Consider the following 24186-nt stretch of genomic DNA (forward strand, 5'->3'; position numbering starts at 1 on the left):
CAAAACAAGCTTCCAAATGGAACCAGGCTTCTGTAAAGGCAAAGAAAAAATGCATGTTTAAAATTAACAGGTTATATGTTCTTGTCCAAAAAATATCATTCTACCTTTGAATTTATATGAACCTCCCCCTCTCTTTTATCTATCACAAACTCACAAATAACCCTCTTATCTAAACCTGATAGTTAGATCTACCCCAAAGTGAAAGGAAAGTCATCTATGAAGAAATCAAGAGCGCTTAGAAATACCAAATAATAACTTTTTATTATATTTTATATCACACATGAAAACCTAGCTGAAAAACCTATTATAATAATAACAACAAATTAGTATTATAATTTTTATAAAGTACCAAAACACATAAAATTGGATATACTTAATTTTCAGGGTCACGTAATCAAAAATACCTTACCCTACTAGATTATTGTTTGTCTTGTAAAAGAATAATTTAAACGAAAAAACTGCTGATAATTTGATAAAAATTATACCTTTAATACAATGAAATACCGGTTATACCTAATTTCCCTGCTTGCGTTGCTCAGCTGGGTTTCTCCAGGTCCATGTGCTTGGGCGCAAAATATGCCCAAAACAGAACCTTATACACTCATTTTCAAATTGAAATCTGCCGCACCTACGGCCATGAACAAAAGCGCGGGCCCTTCGCCCGTTCAGCAGGTGGTACAACGGGTAGCTTCTGGCAAGGCACAGCAGAAGTTTCCGGTTGTGGCTGGACCTTCGGCAAAAAGCAGCAAGAAGAAATCAGTGGATCTTTCCTTAATATATGAGTTACAGTATAACCCCGGCCAATCTTTCACGCAAATTAAAAAAGAACTGCTTGGCACAGGCTTGGTAGAGTACGTTGAGCCGCTGTATTTACATGAACCCCTCCATATCCCAAATGACCCTAAAGCAGATTCAGTTTCCGGCGCGCAGAATTACCTAAAGGCAGTAAACGCTTTCCAGGCCTGGGATGTAACCAAAGGCGACTCCAGCGTAGTGATTGGTATCCTGGACACTGGCGTAAGACTCACCCACGAAGACCTCAAAAACAACCTTAACTATAACTACCAGGACCCAATTGACGGGATAGACAATGACGGCGATGGTTTTGTAGACAACTTCAGGGGCTGGGACCTTGCCGACGGCGACAATGACCCTACCGCTGACGCCAACGGCCACGGCACGTTTGTTACCGGCATCGCAGCAGCCCAGGCCAACAACAGCTTAGGTATCTCAGGCTTGGGCTACCATTCCAAATTTCTACCTATTAAGGTATTCGCCTCCACTTCTACCGGTTCTTTCAAAGGCTACGAAGCCATTGTTTATGCCGCTGACCATGGCTGTAAAGTCATCAACCTGTCCTGGGGTGGGGTAAGTTTCCCTTCTGCTTTTGAGCAGGACGTAATTAACTATGCAGTTTTAGACCGGGATGTGGTAATAGTGGCCGCTGCCGGCAATACTAACGCTGAACTGGACTTCTACCCTGCCTCTTATCAGAACGTGGTTTCTGTGGCTGCTTTAGATAAAAATGACATCAAAGGCAGTGCGCACACTTACAGCAATAACATTGACCTGGGTGCTCTGGGAGTAGGCGTTTATTCCACTGCCAACGGAAACGACTCTCACTATGGATATGGTACGGGGTCTTCCTATGCTTCTCCCATAGTGGCAGGCGCCGCGGCATTACTACGGAGTTATTTTCCTTCACTTACCGCTCTGCAGATTGCAGAACGTTTGCGGGCCACCGCAGATAATATTTATGCATTACCCGGAAACGCAGCTTTCCTTGAGAAACTGGGCAAAGGTAGACTGAATGTCTACCGGGCCCTGACCGATGAAAATGCCACCTCCGTAAGGCTCACTTCCTGGAACATGGAAGGTTCCAACACCTTTGAGCCCGGAGCCGTGGTTAGCCTCTCTGGAAAATTCGTCAATTACCTGAGCCCTGTCACCGGATTGAAAATTTCCATTTCTTCAACTAGTCCTTACCTCCAGATAGTGCAGGAAAGCTTTTCCGTTTCTAGTTTGGGCACCTTGGCCAGCGCGGAAAACCAGAACAATCCCTTTAAATTCAAGATTGCTGCCAACACCCCTGCCAACACCCAGGTCACTTTACGGCTAGGATTTACCAGCGGATCCTATACAGATTACCAATACATCTCATTGGTGCTTAACCAGGACTTCCTGACTACCGATGTCAACAACCTGGCTGTCTCTGCTATGAGCGCCGGTAATATCGGGTACAACGGCCTTGATTATAGCCAGGGCAAAGGTGTCATTTACCGAGGCAGCGCTCCCTTGCTGGCCGAAGGAGGTTTGCTCATTGGTTATTCTGCAACGCAGGTATCTGATAACATCCGGAATGAGAAAGGATTAACGGACCATGATTTCTATGCCGTCAGCAATCTGCAGCGGAAGATGAACTCCCCATACGCCAGCTTCTATGCATCTAACGTAATGGAAGACTCCCTCACTACCACCAAGAAGAAAAGCCTGCGGATTCAGCAGAACGTATTTGCCTGGGCCGATGCCCCTAACCGGGATTTCGTGGTCCTGGAATACATTCTCACCAACCGATCCGCTGACACCATTGCGGCCGCGCACGCCGGCATGTTCGCAGACTGGGATATTATCTCGGCTTCCAAAAACGTGGCAGAGTGGGACAAAGACCTAAAATTGGGCATCGTGCGGCATAAGACAGATACCAGCATTTGGGCCGGAATTCAGATTCTAACCTCTGGGGTTCCTAGCTTCTACGCCCTGGATAACAATATAGCCCCCGAATCCATCAATATGACCGATGGGTTCTCAACTCAGGAAAAATATAAGGCCCTTTCTGGCGGCATTCAGCGGGCCAGCGCCGGTGCTGGAGAAGGTAAGGATGTGTCTTATATTATCTCCTCGGCCATCAGAACCTTAGCGCCTACTGAATCGGACACTGTTGCCTTTGCGTTGGTGGCTGGCCAGACCAGAGCTGAGATTAGGAAGAACGCTAGTGCGGCCCTGTTGAAATACAAGCAGATCATGGGCTCAGGAACGGTGACATCTACCCCAGGTCAAGTGAAAGCCCAGGCCATCTCCCTGTTTCCTAACCCATCGCAAGGGCAGATAACCATTACAATGCCTTCAGAATTACAGCAAACCTTGGTGAATGTGCAACTGGTGGACAGCAAAGGGATGGTGACCCCGCAGGGAAGCTACGAGCGGAAAGACAAAATCAGTTTCGATTTCTCTAACCTGGCCTCCGGCGTGTACTACCTCCGCTTTGTTTCGGCTAAAGGCGTTTCAACCCAGAAGCTTTTGCTTTCAAGATAGTTGTTTAGGGCCTGTTTTCCTTTAAACAGGCCCTAAACGCAAACCCCATAAAACAGAAGCGGCGACCCAATGGGTCGCCGCTTCTGTTTTATGGGCAATTTAAGGATTATGCGTTTTGCTGCTGCAGACGGATAAGGTTAAGCGCTGAACCAGCCTTGAACCACTCAATCTGTCCTTGGTTGTAGGTGTGGTTCGCCTCAAAGGTGTAGGTAGAACCGTCTTTGTGCGTTAATCTCACCTGCAACGGAACGCCGGGCGTGAAGGAAGTCAAGCCAAGGATGTCGATGGTGTCGTGCTCCTCAATCTTGTCGTAGTCCTCTTTGTTGGCGAAAGTAAGCGCCAGCATACCTTGCTTCTTCAGGTTGGTTTCGTGGATACGGGCGAAGGATTTCACCAGAACCACTTTCACACCTAAGTGACGGGGCTCCATAGCCGCGTGCTCACGGGAAGAACCTTCACCATAGTTCTCATCTCCTACCACCACGGTACCAATACCGGCGGCTTTGTAGGTGCGGGCTACCTTTGGAACTTCGTCATACGCCTCTCCCTGCACACCCAGGTTTCTCACCTTATTGGCTTCGCCGTTGAAGGCGTTGATAGCACCAATGAGCATGTTGTTGGAGATGTTGTCCAAGTGACCACGGTATTTCAACCAAGGACCGGCCATAGAGATGTGGTCAGTGGTACATTTACCCTGGGCTTTAATCAACAGGCGCAGACCAGTCAGGTCTTGTCCGTTCCAAGGCTGGAAGCCTTCCAGCAGTTGCAGACGGTCTGAAGCTGGGTTCACCACCACTTCTACTCCGCTAGGATCAGCGGCCGGAGCCACGTAACCAGCATCTTCCACCGCGAAACCGTTTACCGGGAACTGGATACCCTGCGGCTCATCCAGTTTCACCTGCTCACCGTTTTTGTTTGTGAGGGTATCAGTCAGCGGGTTGAAAGTAAGGTCACCGGCGATGGCGAAAGCTGTAACGATCTCTGGTGACGCCACAAACGCGTGCGTGTTCGGGTTACCGTCGTTACGCTTGGCGAAGTTACGGTTAAAGGAAGTGATGATGGAGTTCTTGCGCTTAGGATCGTCGGTGTGACGCGCCCACTGCCCGATGCACGGACCGCAAGCGTTAGCCAAAACCACGCCTCCGATCTCAGAGAAAGTCTCCAGGATACCATCGCGCTCAGCAGTGTAACGCACCACCTCAGAACCTGGGGTAATGGTGTACTCTGCATTAGCTACCAGTCCTTTTTCTACGGCTTGTCTCGCTATTGAGGCAGCACGGGTAAGGTCTTCATAAGAAGAGTTGGTGCAAGACCCGATCAAACCTACTTCCAGTTTGGCTGGCCAGTTGTGCTCACGCACGGCAGCCGCAAACTGAGAGATTGGCCAGGCGGCATCCGGCGTGAACGGACCGTTCACGTGCGGCTCCAACTCGCTCAGGTTGATCTCAATCAGTTGGTCGTAGAAAGCCTCAGGGTTGGCGTATACTTCCTCATCGGCACGCAGGTGCTCGGCAACCTGGCTGGCCAGGTCAGCGATCTCACCGCGCTCAGTACCTCTCAGGTAATCGGCCATGGTCTCATCATAGGCGAAAACAGAGGTAGTAGCCCCAATCTCGGCACCCATGTTACAGATGGTGGATTTACCGGAGCAGGAGATGTTAGCGGCTCCCTCACCGAAGTATTCAACAATGGCACCGGTACCACCTTTTACGGTCAAGATACCTGCCACTTTCAGGATTATGTCTTTAGGCGCAGCCCAACCGCTTAAACGGCCAGTCAGTTTCACCCCAATTACACGTGGGAACTTCAGCTCCCAAGCCATACCGGCCATCACGTCTACGGCATCGGCACCGCCCACACCAATCGCGATCATACCCAAACCACCCGCGTTAGGCGTGTGAGAGTCAGTCCCGATCATCATTCCGCCCGGGAAGGCGTAGTTCTCAAACACCACAGTGTGGATGATACCCGCACCCGGCTTCCAGAACCCGATACCATATTTATTAGATACAGAAGCCAGGAAGTCATACACCTCTTTGTTTTCTGCATAAGCCTCGGCCAAATCCTGGTCAGCACCCACACGGGCCTGGATCAAGTGGTCGCAGTGCACCGAAGAAGGAACAGCTACCGTAGGGCGGCCTGCCTGCATGAACTGAAGCAAAGCCATCTGAGCCGTGGCATCCTGCATGGCTACGCGGTCTGGCGCGAAGTCAACGTAAGACTTACCCCGCTCATATGCCTGCGTAGCAGCGCCATTATATAAGTGAGCGTAAAGAATTTTCTCAGTTTGAGTTAAAGGCCGGCCAACCGCCGTACGTGCTGCCGCAATCCGGTCGCCCAGCTGCGCATACACTGCCTTGATCATGTCTACATCAAATGCCATAGATCTGCTTTGTATTATTTAAGTTCAGTGCTACTAACGTCGCGCACAAATGTCGCAAACAGAACACTTTTACACAAGCTTTAAAATATCACCCTTTGCAAAGGTTTTCACGTACCTGTATGCAAATTCAAGCGGGCACCGTACTTTTACGGCATGAATAAGATTTCCTTTTCCAGATATTCGTTTTTTGCCCTTTTTTCAGCTTCTCTGGGCCTTTCGGCCTGCTCCTCTTCTACTTCAGATGAACTAAGCACGGGCTCCTACCGCGGTATCATTGAGGTAAGCGGCCAGGAAATGCCCTTCAACTTCACCGTTTCTGAAGAAGGCGGAAAGCAGGTTGCCCATCTCATTAACGGAGATGAGAGAATTTTGATTAATGAAATTTCAAATGCCCAGGACAGCGTGCGCCTGCAGATGCACATCTTTGACGCTGCGCTGATTGCCAAAGTAAAAGACGGTAAGCTATCTGGTCGCTGGGAACGGAAAGATCAGGCAGAGCCCTACAGCCTGCCGTTCACCGCGGAGTTAGGGAACACAAGCCGTTTTTCCCAAAACCCCTCCAAACCAAACTTGGACGTAACCGGTAAATGGGAAGTGACTTTCACCGAGGACGGCGGCAAAACCTACCCGGCCATTGGAGAGTTTGTGCAGAAAGGCAACGCCCTCACCGGCACCTTCCTGACCACTACCGGCGATTACCGTTATCTGCAGGGCGAGGTAGACGGAAACAAACTGAAACTCTCGGCCTTTGACGGCGCCCACGCTTTCCTCTTCCAAGCCACCGGTCAGGAGAACGGCACTTTAAAGGGAGATTTCTACGCGGGCAAATCGGGCCACGAGACCTGGACCGCCAAACGCAACGAGAACTTCAAACTGGCCTCCGCTGATACCCTGACCTATTTAAAACCTGGCTACGAGCGCCTGGACTTTTCCTTCCCGGACCTGAACGGCAAGAAGGTCTCTCTTTCAGATCCTCAGTTCAAGGGCAAAGTAGTGGTGGCGCAAATCTTCGGGTCCTGGTGTCCCAACTGTATGGATGAGACCAAGTTTTTGGCACCCTGGTACGAGAAAAACAAAAGCCGTGGCGTAGAAGTAGTGGGCCTGGGCTATGAGGTGAGCCCCGAGTTTGACAAAGCCAAAGTGCGCGTAGAGAAAATGCGCGACCGCCTGCAAGTGCCATATACCCTCTTGATTGGCGGTACCAAAGACAAGGAACTGGTAGCCAAATCACTTCCGGCACTCAACCACGTGCTCTCCTTCCCTACCACCATCTTTATTGACAAGCAAGGCAAAGTACGCAAGATCCACACGGGCTTCTCCGGCCCCGGCACCGGCAAGTATTATGACGAGTTTGTGCAGGAATTCAACAAGACCATTGATGAACTGGTAGCTGAGAAGTAGCCTACAATTAGTTTATGAAAAAGAAGAGGCGCTGATATTGAAATCAGCGCCGCTTCTGTTTTAGGGGTGTTTTATTGAAAACAGGCTTAAATCTAAGAACAGTATTGACATGTTAGAACTTCGAAGGAAAATAGGACTAAGTCTAAGACAATACCCCAACTAATTATTCGACATTATTACGGTGGCCTCACTTTTCTTGTAATTCAAAATCAAGAAAGACACTCCAACAATTAACCCCAGCAATCCACCTACATAGCTATAATTATGAATTTGAGCAGCTAAGTAAAATAAAAAATCATTTTGAATAATCATATTATGAGGTACTTCACTTGATTGCATTACCTCGTATTGCATGTATGATGCAGAGTTCAGATATTCTGGTAGAAATAAATAGGACGTTACCATAAATGGAGTAAAAAAGGCAATTATTATTGCTATGACAATTGCTTTAAGTGTTTGCCGAAGCATAATCTTAGTATTCTGATGCAAACAACCAACAATTCCAAACATTATTCCAATTAGCAGCCCCATCCACCAACTAGACCAAACCCCAATAATGGCAGCTCCTAGGCGTGGAGACTCCATGAAATATTCATCAAGCCCGAACTGATAAAACAGAACCTTAGTAAAGAACTCTGAAGAAATAGAATACGTGACCTGATTATGGATTATACCATATATGCCAGCTATCAGGATAGATAATAATATGATCAGAAATAAGACTATTACCTTATTGTTCATTTAGGAATATATCTCAAGGAAATTGAATAACCTATACTGTAACCTTATTATAACCAATGGATAATAATAACACCTCTCAGACTCCTTCCTAATTAGGCAGGCATTACTCTAATAAATAAAGCAATTCTTCATCTATTTTCCCCAAAACAGCCCTAAAACAAAAAGAACCTATTTCTCGCGCTCTATGGTATAGCGGATGAGTTGCTCCAGGGAGTCTCGGGAAGGGGAAGCGGGGAAAGAGTGCAGGAGTGTGAGGGCCTCGGCGTGCAGGTTGTTCATGCAGTTGATGGAGTACTCCAGTCCGCCGGACTTTTTCACGAAGTCAATGACCGCGTTGATCTTATCGGCTTTGCCGTTGTTGTTTTTGACGTTGTAGATGACGCGGCGTTTGGTTAGCCAATCGGCTTGCTGCAGTGCGTAGATAAGGGGCAGCGTCATCTTCTTCTCCTTGATGTCAATGCCAACGGGCTTGCCGATCTCGGCGGTGCCGTAGTCAAACAAATCGTCTTTGATCTGGAAAGCCAGACCCACTTTCTCCCCAAACAGGCGGGCGCGCTCCACCGTCTCCGCATCAGCCCCGATGGAGGCCACACCCACAGCGCAGCAAGAAGCGATGAGGGAAGCGGTTTTCTGCCGGATGATGTCAAAGTAGACTTCCTCAGTGATGTCCAGGCGGCGGGCCTTCTCCATCTGCAGCAGCTCGCCCTCACTCATCTCGCGCACGGCGTTGCTCACGATCTTCAGCAGCCCGAAATCATCGTTGTTCAAAGACAGCAGCAGGCCTTTGGAGAGCAGGTAATCACCCACCAGCACGGCAATTTTGTTTTTCCAGAGGGCATTCACGGAAAAGAAACCGCGGCGGTAGTTGGAGTCGTCCACCACGTCATCGTGCACCAGGGTGGCGGTGTGCAGCAGTTCAATGAGGGCCGCGCCGCGGTAAGTGGCATCGGGGATCTGCTCCTGCAGGAGCTTGGCCATGAAGAACACAAACATGGGGCGCATCTGCTTTCCCTTGCGCTTCACAATGTAGCCCATGATCTTATCCAGGAGCAAAACGTTTGATTGCATGGACTGGCGGAATTTCTTCTCGAACTCCTGCATCTCCACTGCAATCGGGGCCTGTATCTGGTCTAAGGGGCTGCTCATCTCTCGGGCGCAATATTACGAGGCGGCGCCCTCAGAAGCAAACGCTGGGTTTGGATTTGCCGTTATTCAGGTGTTACTTCGTCGCCTTTTTCAGATATTCCTGCCCATGATACTTCGCAAGGACTTTTTGCTCACCTCGCCCCACGGCCGCGACTTCGCTGTGGACGCCCGCTGGCTCCCAGACGGAAATGCCAAACCCGTGGTGGTGTTTGTGCACGGCTTCAAAGGCTTCAAGGACTGGGGCCACTTCAACCTGCTGGCCGACTACTTTGCCTACCATGGTTTCGTGTTCGTGAAACTGAATCTTTCGCATAACGGCGTGGAGCCATACGGCACCGATCTTACCAACATGGAGGCTTTCGGGAACAACAACTTCTGCATTGAACTGGACGATGTAGGCACGCTGCTGGCGTATCTGAGAAACAACCCCGCAGAAATACCTGCCCAGGAAATGAAGGCCGATTTTATCTTCCTGATTGGCCACAGCCGCGGGGGCGGATTGGTGATGCTGAAGGCTGCGGAAGCCGCCGAGGTAACAGGCGTGGCCACCTGGTCAGCAATCAGTGACATTGACCAGCGCTGGTCGCCGGAAGTGATGGAACGCTGGAAGCGTGACGGCGTGCAATACATCCCTAACGTGCGCACAGGCCAGCAGATGCCTTTGTATTACCAGTTGGTAGAGAATTACCTGGCCAACCGCCACCGCCTCAACATTCCAAAGGCGGTGGAAAAGCTGCAGATTCCGTTGTTGATCCTACACGGAGAGCAGGATGAGACCCTGCCAGTGCAGATGGCGCACGACCTGCACGCCTTAAACCCCTTCGCCGAGCTTTACCTGCTTCCGGACGGGGACCACTCCTTCGGAGGGCGTCACCCCTATGAACAGCCTGAACTGCCGGCGCTGGCCAAAGCCGCCGCCGATAAAACCATCCAATTTTTCCAGACCACCCTAGACCGGTTGTAATGACGCCATTGTTTCTGCTATTGGGCAGCAACCTGGGAGACCGGGTTTTCTATCTATCCGAAGCCACAAACCGTTTAGCGGCTCTTTTCGGGAAAACAGTTCAAAAATCAAAGCTTTACGAAACGGCTGCCTGGGGCCTGGAAGACCAACCCTCCTTCCTGAACCAGGTGCTGGTCTTTCACACAGGCTTTTCCCCTAAGGTAGTGCTGGCCTTAACCCAACGCATAGAACAGGAACTGGGTCGGATTAGAAAGGAACGCTGGGGAGCCCGCGTCATTGATATTGATATCCTGTTTTACGGCCAAAATGTGGTCAACACCCCCGAACTGCACCTCCCCCACCCCCAACTTCACCTCCGGCGGTTCACCTTAGCGCCCCTCGCTGAAGTAGCCCCTGATTTTGTGCATCCAGTCCTTCAAAAGACCATTAAAAATTTATTGGCAGAATGCCCTGATGAGTTGGAGGTGAAGGAATTCCTGAAGCAGGATTGTTAGGATATAGAAGCAGGATTTTCTGGATCGAGTAAATTTTCAGGATTGAATTAGAGGAGCAATATCAATTTTGAGTAGATACTTTTTAAGCCTATTTCTTCAAATCAGGCCTAAAATGCACTAAAAGTTGCTTTTATCTCAAACAAGAAAAAGGGAATTGAAGCAGAGTTAAGCAATCAAGGATATTCTGAAGACCGCCTTTAAAATCTTGAGAAACTACCTAATCCTGAAAATCCTGCTTCTAATCCCGGAAATCATGCTTCTGGTCAAACTTCTGATAAATGGAGTTCTGGCTCACGTACTCCGGCACCAGTTGCTTCATTTTCTTAATAACCGCCACGTTGTTCTGGGAATTGAATAACTCTATGAGCTGCTCGATTTCCTGAAGTACTTTCTCGCTATGCGGCGTTTGCACGTTGGCCAGGCTGATTTTAGGGTGTGCCGTGCTTTGCACCGATTCATTCTTATGGAAGAGCTCTTCCTCCAGTTTCTCGCCGGGGCGTAAACCGGTATACACCAGCTGGATGTCCTTGCCTAAAGTCAAACCAGATAGCTTGATCATCTTCTTAGCTAGGTCCACGATCTTGATGGAGTCACCCATGTCAAAGATGTAGATCTCACCGCCAGAGCCCATGGATGCTGCCTCTAATACCAACTGGCAGGCTTCTCTGATAGACATGAAATAGCGAGAGATATCGGGGTGGGTGACGGTGACGGGGCCACCCTCTTCTATCTGTTTCCGGAAACGCGGGATCACCGAGCCGGTGCTGCCCAAAACGTTCCCGAAGCGGGTGGTGATAAAGCGGGTCTGTTTGTTCCCGGAATCGCGAAGGTAATGGTCCATGGCCTGCACGTACATCTCGCAGAGACGTTTGGACGCACCCATTACGCTGGTAGGGTTCACTGCTTTGTCGGTAGAGAGCAACACAAACTTCTGAACCTGGTATTTCACGGCCAAATCGGCCAGGATTTTGGTGCCCAGGATATTGGTATTGAGCGACTCTGTGGGGTTCTCTTCTATAACAGGCACGTGTTTGTAGGCGGCGCAATGGAAGACCAACTCCGGCCGGAAATGACGAAACACCGCCTCTACCCGAGCTTTGTTCGTGATGTCACCCAGTACTACCTCAAAGTTCAGCTTCACGTAAAGCTCGGTCAACTCAAGCTCCAGGTCATAGAGCGCCGACTCGGCCTGGTCCAGGAGAATAAGCTGTTTGGGTTTGAATTTGATGAGTTGCCGCACCAGCTCGCTCCCAATAGAACCCGCCGCGCCGGTGACCAGAATGGTTCGGTTCTGCAGTTCATTGTGCAGCATAGGAGAATCAATTTCGGCCGTGGGCCGGTCCAGGACATCCTCAATGCGCACCTCCCTGATCTGCTTGAAACTGAGTTCGCCGTTGATCCATTTATAAACCGGCGGCACCACCAGTACCTGCACCCCAGCGTTAAGGCAAGCCTCAACCAGTTGTCTTCTACGGGTCATTGATAGCTGCTGCACCGCCACAATGAGCAGGTCAATCTGCAGAGCCCTCAGCTGCCCCACCAGATCCTCGGCCGGGCGTTGGATGGTCACTCCATTGATCACCAGGTTCTGCTTTTTAGGGTCGTCGTCCAGGAAAGACGCGAAATGGTAATAGGTACCCATGTCCTGCTGCAGGGTCTGCAGCGTGATGCTTCCCACCTCGCCGGCCCCGAAAATGGCCACGTTCACCTTATGGGTGTTGGCGTGGTTCCACTCGTAATGCACAATCTTGGCCCATCCCCGTAACAAGGACAGCGCCAGGATACAGCCCAGATAGTCAATGAGCAGCACCGAAATGGGAATGAAATTCTGGTAGCCCAGGATCTTATTGTACACCAACTGGGCCATTACCAGCACAAAGGAACTGCTTGTAAGTGAAAGGAAAAGCTTACGCAGGTCATCCAGGCTGGTGTAGCGGATGATGCCGGCGTAGGTTCTGCCGTAATAGAAAGCAATGGCCCGCACGGCCAGCACAATAGGCAGCATCTGCGTCACAGACAGCTCAGTGTACTTCCGGAGATCAAAGTTGAAGCGCAGCAGGTACGCCATGAAAAAAGAAAGGGCACATAAACAGATATCAACCCCGAAGACCAGTTGCCTGGGCATTTTCTGTTTGAAGATCTGCTGCATGTGCCCCATCTGTTTTAAGCGTGCTTTTCGGGAAAAAGGATAAAAACAGGATTAGCTAACCTGGCCTACTTCGGCGGTTTTGTCAATCTTTTTCACCAGGCCTTGCAGCACCTTGCCGGGACCGCACTCAATAAAGATAGTAGCACCATCGGCGATCATTTGCTGCACAGACTGGGTCCAGCGTACGGGAGCCGTGAGCTGCTTGATAAGGTTCTGCTGAATTTCCTGAGGATCTGTGTGCGGTTTGGCGTCCACGTTCTGGTACACCGGGCAAATACCTTGTTTGAACTCGGTGTTCAAAATAGCTTTTTCCAGTTCAGCCTCGGCTGATTTCATCAACGGCGAGTGAAAAGCTCCGCCTACCGGCAACACCAGGGCACGTTTGGCACCAGCAGCTTTCAGACGCTCACAGGCTTCCTCTACCCCCGCAATGGTTCCTGAAATCACCAGCTGGCCCGGGCAGTTGTAATTGGCTGCTACTACCACATCATTCACCTCGGCGCAGATTTGCTCTACTTTCTCATCTTCCAGGCCCAAAATAGCGGCCATGGTAGAAGGCTGCTCCTCACAGGCAGCTTGCATGGCCAGCGCTCTTTTGGAAACCAAACGCAGGGCATCTTCAAACGCCAGTACCTTGTTAGCCACAAGTGCCGAGAACTCTCCCAGGGAGTGTCCGGCTACCATTTCAGGGTCAAAATCCTGGGCAACGGAGGCCTGGATCACGGAATGCAGGAAAATGGCCGGCTGGGTTACTTTGGTTTGCTTCAGTTCCTCGTCAGTGCCGGAGAACATGATATCTGTAATGCGGAAGCCCAGTATCTCATTGGCGCGCTCAAAAAGGTCTTTGGCGGTTTGGTGTTGCTCATACAGGTCTTTGCCCATGCCCACAAACTGAGCGCCCTGACCCGGGAATACATATGCTTTCATGCGTTGCGTGTTATTTTGTTTTAGGTCCGTTTTCTGCAAAACAGGTCTAAAACCGGTGGTTTAGGTTTAGGATAAACGCAAAGATATAAAAATGGTGCCCATTGTGAGAACAGGCACCATTCTTAAAACCAAATACGGAATACGGATTTTACCGGACGATCTCCACCCAGCCTTTGTAGTTTCTGACATCGGGCTTGAGGCCGAAGAACTCTACTTCCACCTGGTAGAAGTAGGTACCCTCAGACAGGGCTTTTCCGCCGTTGTCCACGCCGCGCCAGTTCAGGCCTGGGTCTCCGGTGCTTTCATACACCTTGTTACCCCAGCGGTTGAACACCCGCAGCGTAGCCCTTCTGATAAAGGTTGCCCCTTGCTTGGGCGTGAAAACATCGTTCTTGCCATCAGCGTTAGGCGTGAAGATGTTAGGCAGCGAGAAGATGATACAGTTGTCTTTGCAGACGATGTTGCTCTGCTCACCCTCTACCCCATTCACATCTGTAGCCGTGACCACGTAGCACCCGGCGTAAGACAGCAGGTTCTGGTGGATGTATTGGTACACCGCCAGGTTGGTGTTGTCTATGGTGGCTAATTTCACGAAGTCTCCTTCTTCGGTTTCCCGGTAATACAGTGTGTAGAAATCAATGGCGGCGGCATCACACCCGGGCGGTAAAGACCACGTGAGGGTGTTGGAGAACGGTGGCCCGTTGGGCACAAAGTTCTCATCGCAGACCAGCGGATCTATGGCCAGAATAGGCACGCACAAACGGTTGATGAACACTTCCTGGCTATTGTTCAGGATAGGGTCTGGCAGGAACGGGTTGTCAAAGGATCCCTCGGTCCGCACATATACCCTATACTGCCTACCTGGCTCCAGGGGCACACTTCTGGAGAATGTACCAGAGGTAGCCGTGGCCTGCACGCTGTCATATCGCACAAAGTTTCTGCCCCCGTTCGGGTCCATGAAGATCACGTGCCATCTCGGGTCGTTAGCGGTGCTGGCGTTGTTCCAGGGCACATTATAGGTCCAGGTCAGTTCCATGGTTGGGCCGTTGGCCTGGCCTGACAAATAGACGCTGGAGGCCGTGGAAGAGTCTACCAAAACCGTTGGGCTACCCACTGTACCAGAGTGATAGAACTCCACCTTGTAGGTGTAGGATGTGTCCTGGGTGTTCAGGTTATTATCTGTGAAGACCGTGTCGTTCAGGCTGGTAAAGTTATAGCCGGTCACTGGCACGAAAGCCGCATTAGCACTGCGGTTCTGGCCCGGCACACGCAACAGGCGATAAAGGAAAGGAGCGGTAAGTTGGGCCACGTTGGCTGGTCTTGGCTTGCTCCACTCCACCCGAATCTTCCCGGTGGTGGTGCTGGTTTCGGTTACGCTAACTTTGGTGAGCGAAATGGATTCCAGCGTAGCGCAGACTTCGTTAGAAGCGATACTTTCGCCCCCACTTGGCTGCGGGAATTCGGCATAGATCCGGTAGCAGTAGGTTTTATTCCGCTCCAGTCCCTGGCCGTTGTTGTTATCCAGAAAAGTGGTAACTCCCGCACTGACCTGCCCAATTCTTGTATAGCCGGCAGATGCAGGAATACCGGTTTCACAGGCATCGGGCACAAAGTCAGAAGGACCCTCTTTGCGGTAGATGTACATGATGGTGGCATTGGGACAAGTATAGGCGTTCCAATTCACCCTGATGCTACTGCTGGTTTGCGGCACTGCGCTCACCACCACGGGAGGCGGTCCCACCACGGTGACTCGCCACGGTTGGAGGTCTACTAAGACCAGCCTACAGTCCGCTGGCTTATCTTCTGCCCTGAACACTACTTGGTAAGGCTCTCGACGCACATCCAGGCAGGAAGTCTGCCAATTGAAAGTATGGGTAGAATCATTCACCCTGGGAAAAGACGCCTTATTGGAGGCCGGAGGAAGAATACTCCCGATGGCAGAGATAACCACGGGGTCTTTATCAGGATCTCTGGCTTTGATGGTGGCTTGCAGGAAGGTTCCGGCCACCACACAAGTATCCTTGGGAATAATCAGGACGGGAGGCTGGTTTGGGTCTTCCTTAACAAGGATCTGCATATCCCTGATTACTTGGCCGATCAAGCGTCCGTCTCGCCACTCCTCCACCGCAAAGGCAATGTTAAACTCCCCAAGGACATTAGGTGTATTCCAAGTCAATTGCCCCGTTCTCGCATCAAAACTGAACCCTGCCGGCCCTCCGGGAAGCGCTGGCCCCAAAAAGTTTTCCAGTCCCCGGTATCCGGGAGCGGTTCTGCCCACCGGATTTCCGCAGGCATCACTGCCGTTTGAGATTCTGGGCTCCAGGAATCTAAAAGAAAGGCTATCCCCATCTGGGTCATAGGCCGCCGGGTTGTGAACGAAGATCTTGTTTCGGGCGGCCACATCTACTGGGATAGATTGTAAGATGGGGGAACGGTTAATACCCAGAAAAGGATCAACGGTGAGGGTGCTCTGCAAAAAAAACGTCTGCTGTACCGAAGAAGAGATATTGACTACACCACCGTTGCGGTTCTCCCCCACAAACGTCACCGTAAAGGTACCCGGGCCAGAGTAAATGTGCTCAAACCGATAGATGTTCACGAATGTGTTGTTCTGCTGACAAATGCCACCTGGCGCAATCAAGGTTCTGGATTCGCGGGGCACGCGCTGGCTTGTACAGTCGCCAAAGTACAGGGTGGCCTCCAAATCTTCAAAAGGCGGCGGCGCCACACTGTAGGTAATCAATGTAAAGAAAAAACGGAGGGGATTTTTGCCGGCGGTGGTATCACTTTTCACGTATATGTTCCCGGCGCGTAAGTGGGTTGCCTGCGCGGTTTGGGAAGAAACCAAAGAGAAAAGAAACAGCCCACACAACAAAAACAGGAAGGCCCTTACTTTTTGTAGAATTAGAGGCATATAGTAGCGGTTTGCATACAAAAACAAAGATAGAAGAATCTCTAGATTGACCATGGATGATTACAACAAATGTATTGTACCATGGTTATATATGTACAAGATATGTACGAGTTTATGGCTATAACGAATTCTCCTTTCTACTGTTGTAATTCCAGGGGGCTAATCCCGTTTTTAAGTCATTTTCCCAAAAACTGTTCAAAAACAGCAAGCCCCATTAACAAATCTCGTCATTATTAGAATTTAATTTAGAATTAATCAAAATAGACACTTCAATTGCTTGAGAAAGCCTTGGCATGTACCTTTGGACAGATTTAACCAATCCTTTACACACCTTATTTATCAACCTTAACACAACAAAATGAGTTGGTTTTCTAAAACGTTTTCCAGTACTATAGGCCGCAAACTTCTAGTGGCTGTCACTGGTTTGTTTCTCTGCTCTTTTTTGGTGGTGCACCTGGTGGGCAACCTGCAGCTGTTCAAGGGTGATGGAGGAGCTTCCTTCAACATCTACTCCCATTTTATGGCCACCAACCCTTTAATCCGCACCATGGAAATAGTGCTGGTACTAGGATTTGTTTTCCACATCTACGAGGCACTGGTGCTTACGCGCCGCAACAAGAACGTGCGTAAAACAGCGTATGCGTACAACAGACCCCAGGACAACAGCAACTGGTCTTCCCGCAACATGGGTTTGTTGGGTACTGTTATCCTGGTGTTCCTGATCATTCACCTGTACAACTTCTTCTGGCGGGCGCGTTTCGGTGAGCCTAACATGATTGACATTGAAGGCACTGGCTATGATGATCTGTACTCTGTAGTGGTGCAGTCTTTCCACCTGTGGTGGTATGTGTTGATCTATGTGCTGGGCCAGATTGCCTTGGGATATCACTTATACCACGGTTTCTCCAGTGCTTTTCACACTTTGGGCCTAAACCATAAGAAATACACCCCGGGCATTCAGAAATTTGGAGCCTTCTTTTCCATTGTGGTACCAGCCGGTTTTGCGGCCATGCCACTTTACTTTTTCATCAAAGACGTTGTTTTGAGCTAAGCAGATCGATATGATTTTAGATTCAAAGATTCCCGAAGGCCCATTAGCCGAGAAATGGGACAAGCATAAATTCAATGTAAAGCTGGTAAACCCGGCTAACAAACGTAAATACGATATCATAGTGGTAGGAACCGGTCTGGCCGGAGCTTCTGCCGCCGCAACCCTGGCCGAGCTTGGGTACAACGTAAAGGCTTTCTGCTATCAGGATAGCCCGCGTCGTGCGCACTCCATCGCTGCCCAGGGTGGTATCAACGCCGCCAAAAACTACCAGAACGATGGTGACAGCGTGTACCGTCTGTTCTATGACACCATCAAAGGTGGTGATTACCGCGCCCGTGAAGCCAACGTGTACCGTCTGGCCCAGGTGAGCGTGAACATCATTGACCAGTGCGTGGCGCAAGGAGTGCCTTTCGCGCGTGAGTACGGCGGATTGCTGGCGAACCGCTCCTTCGGGGGTGCCCAGGTAAGCCGGACGTTCTACGCCCGGGGCCAAACCGGTCAACAGCTTCTGTTAGGTGCCTACTCTGCCCTGAACCGCCAGATCGCGTACGGCAAGGTGAAATTATACCCACGTACCGAGATGCTGGACTTAGTGATGGTAGACGGCAAAGCCCGCGGTATCGTGACGCGTCACCTGGTAACCGGTAAGATTGAATCACACAGCGCGCATGCGGTAATCCTGGCCACCGGTGGATACGGAAACGTGTTCTTCCTTTCCACTAACGCAATGGGTTCCAACGCTACGGCTGCCTGGAGAGCTTACAAAAAAGGAGCTTTCTTCGCGAACCCTTGCTTTACCCAGATTCACCCAACCTGTATTCCGGTTTCCGGTGGCTACCAGTCTAAACTGACCTTGATGTCTGAGTCACTCCGTAACGACGGACGGGTTTGGGTACCTAAGGCAGTGGGTGACAACCGTGCCCCGCAGGATATACCGGAAGACGAGCGTGATTACTTCCTGGAGCGTAAGTATCCTTCCTTCGGTAACCTGGTACCACGTGACGTGGCTTCCCGTAATGCCAAACAAGCTTGTGACGAGGGACGCGGCGTAGGAACCACCAAACTGGCCGTATACCTTGACTTCGCCGATGTAATCAAGCGTGATGGTGCTGACAAAGTTGCCCAGAAGTACGGTAACTTGTTTGACATGTACGCCAAGATCACGGGTGAGGATCCATACACTACCCCAATGCGTATCTACCCGGCGGTACACTATACCATGGGTGGACTGTGGGTAGATTACAACCTGATGACCACTGTACCAGGTCTTTATGCTACCGGTGAGTGCAACTTCTCTGACCACGGCGCCAACCGCCTGGGTGCCTCTGCCCTAATGCAAGGTCTGGCTGATGGCTATTTCGTAATTCCTTACACTATCGGAGATTACTTAGCCCAGATGCCATCTACCCGCGTGGAGACCTCTCACCCAGCCTTCAAAGAAGCCGAGACCGCTTTGAAAGCCAGCGTTGACCGACTTCTTAGCATCAACGGTACCCGTACGGTAGATGAGTTCCACAAGGCTTTGGGGCAGATCATGTGGGATTACTGCGGCATGGCCCGTAACGCCGAAGGCTTACAGTTTGCCAAGCAGGAGATCAGAAAACTGCGTGATGAGTTCTGGAGAGACGTGAAGATTGTAGGCGTAAACGAAGAACTGAACATCACCCTGGAGAAAGCAGGCCGTGTGGCAGACTTCCTGGAGTTAGGTGAACTGATGGTAGATGACGCCTTGAACCGCAATGAATCTTGTGGTGGCCACTTCCGTGAGGAATTCCAGACTCCGGAAAACGAAGCACTCCGTGACGACGAAAACTACACCTATGTAGCCGCCTGGCAATATACCGGTGACAACCAACAAGCCGTGCTGCACAAAGAGGAGCTGAAGTTTGAGAACGTGAAATTGACGCAGCGTAGCTATAAATAATGAATAATTAAGAATTAGGAATTAAGAATAATGAGGCAACCTAAGTTAACCACTGCAGATCGCCTCTTTCTTCAATTCCTAATTCTAAATTCTTAATTCTTAATTGAAAAGAAAATGGCTGGTAATAATCCTAACAGCAAACCAATGAACCTGACGCTGAAAGTTTGGAGACAGAAGAACTTCCAATCAGCAGGTAAAATGGAGACCTACCAAGTAAAAGATATATCCCCGGAAATGTCTTTCCTGGAAATGATGGACGTGCTGAACGAAGACCTTCTCCGTAAGGGCATTGATCCTGTTGCCTTTGACCACGACTGTAGAGAAGGTATCTGCGGAACGTGCAGCCTGTACATTAACGGCCGTGCCCATGGTCCGGAGCGCGGCACTACTACCTGCCAGCTGCACATGCGCAAGTTCTCTGACGGTGACACCATTACCATTGAGCCTTGGAGAGCGGGTCCTTTCCCTATCCTGAAAGACCTTATTGTAGACCGTTCTGCCATGGACCGTATCCAGCAGGCAGGTGGTTACATCTCGGTGAACACCGGTGGGGTACCAGACGCGAATGAGATTCCAATTCCTAAGGACATTGCAGACAAAGCTTTTGACGCGGCAACCTGTATTCAGTGCGGTGCCTGCGTGGCGGCCTGTAAGAATGGTTCTGCCATGTTATTTGTAAGCGCGAAGGTTTCTCAGCTGGCCTTGTTGCCACAGGGTAAAGTAGAGCGCAAAACCCGCGTGGAGAACATGGTAGCCCAGATGGACAAAGAAGGTTTTGGCTCTTGTACCAATATTGGTTCTTGTGCTGCGGAGTGCCCGGTGGGGATCTCTCTGGAGAACATTGCAAAACTGAACCGCGAGTACATTGGAGCTGCTTTCACGTCTGAGAACGTTTAAGCGTAACTGATTCTAATGAAAAGGCGGAGCTTCCCTGGGAGGCTCCGCCTTTTGTTTTTAGTTTGATTTGTGAAAAAGGGGCTTAAAATAGAAGCAGAAGAAGTTCTGGCTAGATGGGTAAGCCGCCAAAAGCAGTAACTTTAGAGCCGCTTACGCTGTTAAACTAGCCTAACCTATTACTTAATGATACTCATTATCTCGGGTACTAACCGACCTAATTCCATCACCCTGAAGGTAGCCAAACTGTACCAGCAACTGTTAGCTGACAGAGGACAGGAATCAGACATTTTGGACTTACAAGATCTTCCACTTGATTTTGCCTCGCCCAACCTCTACAAGAGCGAACTTTACTCCCAAGAATTCATCAACCTAAGGAAACGCGTGGCCGATGTGCAGAAGATGGTATTTGTGGTGCCGGAATATAACTGCTCTTACCCAGGGGTGCTCAAGGCCTTTATTGATGGCTTGGAGTACCCAGATGCCCTGCGCAGAAAGAAAGGTGCCCTAGTGGGCCTGTCTACTGGAAGCCAAGGCGGGAACATCGCGCTGAGCCACCTCACCGATGTGCTCCACTATTGCGGGCTGCACGTGCTGGCCCAGAAACCCCGCTTCCCATACATCCACAAGCACATGCAGGAAGGACAGTTCACCAATCCGCTGTACCGCCAGCTTCTGGAAGAGCAGATCGAGGAGTTCCTCTCTTTTTGAGACGCAGATGTAGGGGCAACGTTGGTGGTTACCCTTAACGGCTATAGCAGCTAAACAGGTTATTTTAGAGAACGCCTCACCAAGTTGCACTTGAGGATTATAGTCCTCCTATAGGTGGACAGCCACCAACAAATGACTGAAGGCGCAACAGAAAACAATGTGTAGGGGCAATCACAAGGGTTGCCCTACGGTCCAGATACATTCCTTAAAAAGGCGCTGATTCACATTTCCCCTAAAACCAAAAAAGAAGCCCTGAAACGCAATCCGTTTCAGGGCTTCTTTTTTGAAAACAGGGCTAAGTCGCCTAGTCTACATTATCATGCAGGAAACGGTTGTCTCCTAAAAGTTCGTTGTCATCGTTCAGGTTGAAGCGGGAGATCTTCTGCTCCGCTGAAGGCACCACGTTCTCCAACTGCACGTTTCTGCGCAGGTAAGCAGGAACTTCCAGTTTCTCTTTGATAGAGGCATCTGAATAAGCATCGGCGCTCAGTCTGCGGAGACGCTCGCGGCGCTCATCCATGCGGCTCTGCTGCGGATCTCTTACTTCCTGCACCGGCTCTGGCACGAAAACCTCTTCCTCATAGGCAGGGGTTACCACACCATTATCAGAATCCAGGTCAAAAACAATACGATTGGTATTCTCAGCTACAGGAGCGGGCTTGCGCACTGGCTCATTCGCAACCAACTGGTTAGCGGACGCAGGCGGGGTTACCGTGTAAGTGGCGGATACTACCGGAGCGACTGGCTCTACAACTTCCTCAGTTACAGCCTGAGGCGCAGTTGCTCCAACTGGTGCTGCTGCCTCAAAAGACTTTTTTGGGGCAGGCAGGCTTTCAATTTCGCGTGCAAAACCAGTAGCAATCACGGTTACCCGTATGCTGGCTCCCAAAGAAGAATCAATCCCGTGGCCAAAGATCACCTCTGAATCATCGCCGGCTTTCTCCTGGATGTAATCAGTTATCTCGGTCAGTTCATCCATTTCCAGCTCCGCCTGGTCACCAGACATGATGGAAAGAAGGATTTTCTGGGCTCCGTGGATATCGGTGTTGTTGAGCAACGGAGAAGACAAAGATTCCTCAGCAGCCCGCAGTGCTCTGTTCTCACCTTCGGTGATGGCAGAACCCATTACGGCAGCGCCGGAGTCTTTCATTACCGTCTTCACGTCTTCAAAGTCCACGTTCACCTCAGAAGTCACCGTGATGATCTCGGCAATACTTTTGGCGGCAGTGGTCAGGACGTTATCGGCTTTGGCAAACGCCGCCCGGATAGGCAGGTTCCCAAACATCTCGCGCAGTTTGTCATTGAGGATAACAAGAACGGTATCGCAGTTGTCGCTCAGTTCTTTGATACCGTTATCAGCGGCGGTGCGTTTCTTACGGCCTTCAAACGCGAAAGGAGCAGTCACGATACCCACCGTAAGGATGTCCATCTCTTTGGCCACCTTGGCAATTACCGGAGCGGCACCGGTTCCGGTTCCACCTCCCATACCTGCCGTGATGAATACCATCTTGGTGTGGGCACCTAACAGTTCTCTTATCTCTTCCTTACTTTCTAAGGCAGCCTGTTTGCCACGCTCCGGGTTAGCCCCAGCACCAAGTCCTTCGGTAAGGGTGGTCCCGATCTGGAGTTTGTTAGGCACACTGCTGCTTTTCAACGCCTGTTCATCGGTATTGCACACCACAAACTCCACGTCCTTAATGCCTTGGTTGAACATGTGGTTCACGGCATTGCTTCCCCCTCCGCCAACACCAATTACCTTGATGATAGATTTGGAGTGCGATGGCACATCAAACTTATACGATGAAAAACTCATGTTATCTCTCCTGAAATTACGCGTTAATAGTTCTGTTGCTTATCGTCAAAATCATCGATCAGCATGCTTTTGGTACGCTCCATTATCTTACTGAAGAAACCTACCCCACCTCCACTGTTGCTAGCCTTCTGAACAGGTTTCACCTCATTGGTGCTCCGGACAACCGGCGTGTTAGCCATTTCTGTATAGCGGTTCACCCGCTCATCCAGTGCCTGGTAACCCGCCAGAACCAAACCTACGGTAGTTGCAAACATGGGGCTTTTCACAGAGTCTATCTTGCTCTTACCCAAATGCTCATTCGGATATCCGATACGGGCATCAAGGCCTGTCAAGTACTCTACTAATTGCACCAGGTTCTGCAGTTGCGCACCGCCTCCGGTAATCACAACGCCTGCCGCCAATTGGTTGGCATACCCGCTTCTAACAATTTCTGAGTAAACGAGTTCAACAATTTCCTCCATTCTTGCTTCTATAATGAAAGCAAGGTTTTTTAAGGATATTTCTTTAGGGGTCCGGTCACGCAGGCCAGGGATGGAAACTATCTCATTATCAGAGGCTTCGTCTGCAATGGCCTTTCCAAAACGCACCTTCAGTTGCTCAGCCTGGTTCTGCATAACCATGCAACCCTGCTTGATGTCTGAGGTTATGATGTTCCCCCCGAAAGGAAGAACTGCGGTGTGCCGGATAATATTGTCTTTGAAGATAGCCAGGTCTGTGGTTCCGCCCCCAATGTCAATCAGGGCAACCCCTGCCTCGCGCTCTTCTTCGCTCAGCACAGACATGCAGGAAGCCAACGGCTCAAGAATGAGTTGGTCAATCTCCAGACCAGCGCGGCTGATACACTTGGTGATGTTGTTCACCGCGTTAGACTGGGCCGTGATGATGTGGAAGTTGCCTTCCAGACGCACACCAGACATGCCTACCGGATCCATAATACCATCTTCGTAGTCCACTTTGTAGTCTTGTGGCATTACGTGGATGATCTCACTGCCCGGTGGTGTCACCAGACGGTACATATCATTGGTAAGACGGTTCACGTCTTCCACGGTGATCTCGCTGTCAAGGGAGGTGCGTGTGATGGAGCCGTTGTGCTGCAGACTCTTGATGTGCTGCCCGGCAATACCCACGTTCACTACCTTTATGTCAATGCCAGATTGCTCTTCGGCCTGTTTTATCGCTTTACGGATGGCTTCAACGGTTTTGTCAATGTTGCTTACCATGCCCCGCACTACCCCTTCAGAAACCGCTTTCCCCAAGCCAAGGATCTCTAGCTTGCCGTATTCATTCTTCCTACCTACCAGCGCGCAAATTTTGGTTGTTCCAATGTCTAAGCCTACAACTATTTTGTCGTTCTGCGTCATG

At 50.3% G+C, this 24186-nt stretch carries 16 protein-coding genes; 8 read left to right on the top strand and 8 right to left on the bottom strand.

Annotated features, from left to right (window positions below; all coding sequences use genetic code 11):
* Positions 1–576 precede the first annotated feature (576 nt).
* The gene (locus J3P35_RS15430; RefSeq protein WP_210465456.1) at positions 577–3312 is read left to right on the top strand and encodes a S8/S53 family peptidase; all 2736 of its coding nucleotides are present in this window, start codon (positions 577–579) and stop codon (positions 3310–3312) included.
* A gap of 106 nt (positions 3313–3418) precedes the next feature.
* Here the strand turns inward: J3P35_RS15430 and J3P35_RS15435 are convergent, their stop codons facing one another.
* Entirely contained in the window at positions 3419–5695 is a 2277-nt protein-coding gene (locus tag J3P35_RS15435; protein WP_210465457.1) for an aconitate hydratase, read from the bottom strand.
* Positions 5696–5848: 153 nt separating this feature from the next.
* Here J3P35_RS15435 and J3P35_RS15440 point away from each other — a divergent pair, with 153 nt between their 5' ends.
* Positions 5849–7096, top strand: a complete 1248-nt coding sequence (locus J3P35_RS15440) for a peroxiredoxin family protein (RefSeq protein ID WP_210465458.1) — start codon at positions 5849–5851, stop codon at positions 7094–7096.
* Positions 7097–7255: 159 nt separating this feature from the next.
* Here the strand turns inward: J3P35_RS15440 and J3P35_RS15445 are convergent, their stop codons facing one another.
* Positions 7256–7681 carry a hypothetical protein gene (locus J3P35_RS15445; RefSeq protein WP_210465459.1) on the bottom strand — a complete coding sequence of 142 codons (426 nt, stop codon included), beginning with the start codon at positions 7679–7681 and terminating at the stop codon, positions 7256–7258.
* Between the two features lie 324 nt (positions 7682–8005).
* Positions 8006–8983, bottom strand: coding sequence for a polyprenyl synthetase family protein (locus tag J3P35_RS15450; RefSeq protein WP_210465460.1), 978 nt, complete (start codon positions 8981–8983; stop codon positions 8006–8008).
* A gap of 106 nt (positions 8984–9089) precedes the next feature.
* Between J3P35_RS15450 and J3P35_RS15455 the strand changes: the two genes are divergently transcribed.
* Positions 9090–9947, top strand: coding sequence for an alpha/beta hydrolase family protein (locus J3P35_RS15455; RefSeq protein WP_246850249.1), 858 nt, complete (start codon positions 9090–9092; stop codon positions 9945–9947).
* Positions 9947–10441: a 2-amino-4-hydroxy-6-hydroxymethyldihydropteridine diphosphokinase gene (folK, locus tag J3P35_RS15460; RefSeq protein WP_210465461.1), complete on the top strand. Its 495-nt coding sequence runs from the start codon at positions 9947–9949 to the stop codon at positions 10439–10441. The genes J3P35_RS15455 and folK overlap by 1 nt, the downstream gene beginning before the upstream one ends.
* Before the next feature lie 238 nt (positions 10442–10679).
* Here folK and J3P35_RS15465 read toward each other — a convergent pair whose 3' ends face one another.
* The 3 genes from J3P35_RS15465 to J3P35_RS15475 all read right to left on the bottom strand — a co-directional run bounded on the left by J3P35_RS15465 (position 10680) and on the right by J3P35_RS15475 (position 16431).
* The gene (locus J3P35_RS15465; RefSeq protein WP_210465462.1) at positions 10680–12590 is read right to left on the bottom strand and encodes a polysaccharide biosynthesis protein; all 1911 of its coding nucleotides are present in this window, start codon (positions 12588–12590) and stop codon (positions 10680–10682) included.
* A 51-nt stretch (positions 12591–12641) separates the two neighbouring features.
* Complete coding sequence (gene fabD / locus J3P35_RS15470; protein ID WP_210465463.1) at positions 12642–13517, bottom strand: ACP S-malonyltransferase; 876 nt, start codon at positions 13515–13517, stop codon at positions 12642–12644.
* A 148-nt stretch (positions 13518–13665) separates the two neighbouring features.
* Positions 13666–16431 carry a T9SS type B sorting domain-containing protein gene (locus J3P35_RS15475; RefSeq protein WP_210465464.1) on the bottom strand — a complete coding sequence of 922 codons (2766 nt, stop codon included), beginning with the start codon at positions 16429–16431 and terminating at the stop codon, positions 13666–13668.
* Between the two features lie 358 nt (positions 16432–16789).
* Here J3P35_RS15475 and J3P35_RS15480 point away from each other — a divergent pair, with 358 nt between their 5' ends.
* The 4 genes from J3P35_RS15480 (at position 16790) to J3P35_RS15495 (ending at position 21011) form a co-directional block, all read left to right on the top strand.
* Positions 16790–17482, top strand: coding sequence for a succinate dehydrogenase cytochrome b subunit (locus tag J3P35_RS15480; protein WP_210465465.1), 693 nt, complete (start codon positions 16790–16792; stop codon positions 17480–17482).
* A 10-nt stretch (positions 17483–17492) separates the two neighbouring features.
* On the top strand, positions 17493–19406 hold the full coding sequence (locus tag J3P35_RS15485; RefSeq protein ID WP_210465466.1) for a fumarate reductase/succinate dehydrogenase flavoprotein subunit: 1914 nt from the start codon (positions 17493–17495) through the stop codon (positions 19404–19406).
* Between the two features lie 144 nt (positions 19407–19550).
* Positions 19551–20303, top strand: coding sequence for a succinate dehydrogenase/fumarate reductase iron-sulfur subunit (locus J3P35_RS15490; RefSeq protein WP_210465467.1), 753 nt, complete (start codon positions 19551–19553; stop codon positions 20301–20303).
* A gap of 183 nt (positions 20304–20486) precedes the next feature.
* The gene (locus J3P35_RS15495) at positions 20487–21011 is read left to right on the top strand and encodes an NADPH-dependent FMN reductase (RefSeq protein WP_210465468.1); all 525 of its coding nucleotides are present in this window, start codon (positions 20487–20489) and stop codon (positions 21009–21011) included.
* Positions 21012–21315: 304 nt separating this feature from the next.
* Here the strand turns inward: J3P35_RS15495 and ftsZ are convergent, their stop codons facing one another.
* Together ftsZ and ftsA are read right to left on the bottom strand one after the other, a co-directional pair.
* Positions 21316–22824: a cell division protein FtsZ gene (gene ftsZ / locus J3P35_RS15500; protein WP_210465469.1), complete on the bottom strand. Its 1509-nt coding sequence runs from the start codon at positions 22822–22824 to the stop codon at positions 21316–21318.
* Positions 22825–22847: 23 nt separating this feature from the next.
* Complete coding sequence (gene ftsA, locus J3P35_RS15505; RefSeq protein WP_210465470.1) at positions 22848–24185, bottom strand: cell division protein FtsA; 1338 nt, start codon at positions 24183–24185, stop codon at positions 22848–22850.
* Position 24186: the final 1 nt, after the last annotated feature.

Source organism: Rufibacter roseolus (assembly GCF_017916365.1).
GTDB classification, from domain to species: domain Bacteria; phylum Bacteroidota; class Bacteroidia; order Cytophagales; family Hymenobacteraceae; genus Nibribacter; species Nibribacter roseolus.

Bases quoted from the DNA above. Each gene is read 5' to 3' on its own strand.
- ftsA (WP_210465470.1), bottom strand. From the start codon at position 24,185: ATGACGCAGAACGACAAAATAGTTGTAGGCTTAGACATTGGAACAACC.
- J3P35_RS15450 (WP_210465460.1), bottom strand. From the start codon at position 8,983: ATGAGCAGCCCCTTAGACCAGATACAGGCCCCGATTGCAGTGGAGATG.
- J3P35_RS15475 (WP_210465464.1), bottom strand. From the start codon at position 16,431: ATGCCTCTAATTCTACAAAAAGTAAGGGCCTTCCTGTTTTTGTTGTGT.
- folK (WP_210465461.1), top strand. From the start codon at position 9,947: ATGACGCCATTGTTTCTGCTATTGGGCAGCAACCTGGGAGACCGGGTT.
- J3P35_RS15490 (WP_210465467.1), top strand. From the start codon at position 19,551: ATGAACCTGACGCTGAAAGTTTGGAGACAGAAGAACTTCCAATCAGCA.
- J3P35_RS15430 (WP_210465456.1), top strand. From the start codon at position 577: ATGCCCAAAACAGAACCTTATACACTCATTTTCAAATTGAAATCTGCC.
- J3P35_RS15440 (WP_210465458.1), top strand. From the start codon at position 5,849: ATGAATAAGATTTCCTTTTCCAGATATTCGTTTTTTGCCCTTTTTTCA.
- J3P35_RS15485 (WP_210465466.1), top strand. From the start codon at position 17,493: ATGATTTTAGATTCAAAGATTCCCGAAGGCCCATTAGCCGAGAAATGG.
- ftsZ (WP_210465469.1), bottom strand. From the start codon at position 22,824: ATGAGTTTTTCATCGTATAAGTTTGATGTGCCATCGCACTCCAAATCT.
- J3P35_RS15445 (WP_210465459.1), bottom strand. From the start codon at position 7,681: ATGGAGTCTCCACGCCTAGGAGCTGCCATTATTGGGGTTTGGTCTAGT.
- J3P35_RS15435 (WP_210465457.1), bottom strand. From the start codon at position 5,695: ATGGCATTTGATGTAGACATGATCAAGGCAGTGTATGCGCAGCTGGGC.
- J3P35_RS15455 (WP_246850249.1), top strand. From the start codon at position 9,090: ATGATACTTCGCAAGGACTTTTTGCTCACCTCGCCCCACGGCCGCGAC.
- J3P35_RS15465 (WP_210465462.1), bottom strand. From the start codon at position 12,590: ATGCAGCAGATCTTCAAACAGAAAATGCCCAGGCAACTGGTCTTCGGG.
- J3P35_RS15480 (WP_210465465.1), top strand. From the start codon at position 16,790: ATGAGTTGGTTTTCTAAAACGTTTTCCAGTACTATAGGCCGCAAACTT.
- J3P35_RS15495 (WP_210465468.1), top strand. From the start codon at position 20,487: ATGATACTCATTATCTCGGGTACTAACCGACCTAATTCCATCACCCTG.
- fabD (WP_210465463.1), bottom strand. From the start codon at position 13,517: ATGAAAGCATATGTATTCCCGGGTCAGGGCGCTCAGTTTGTGGGCATG.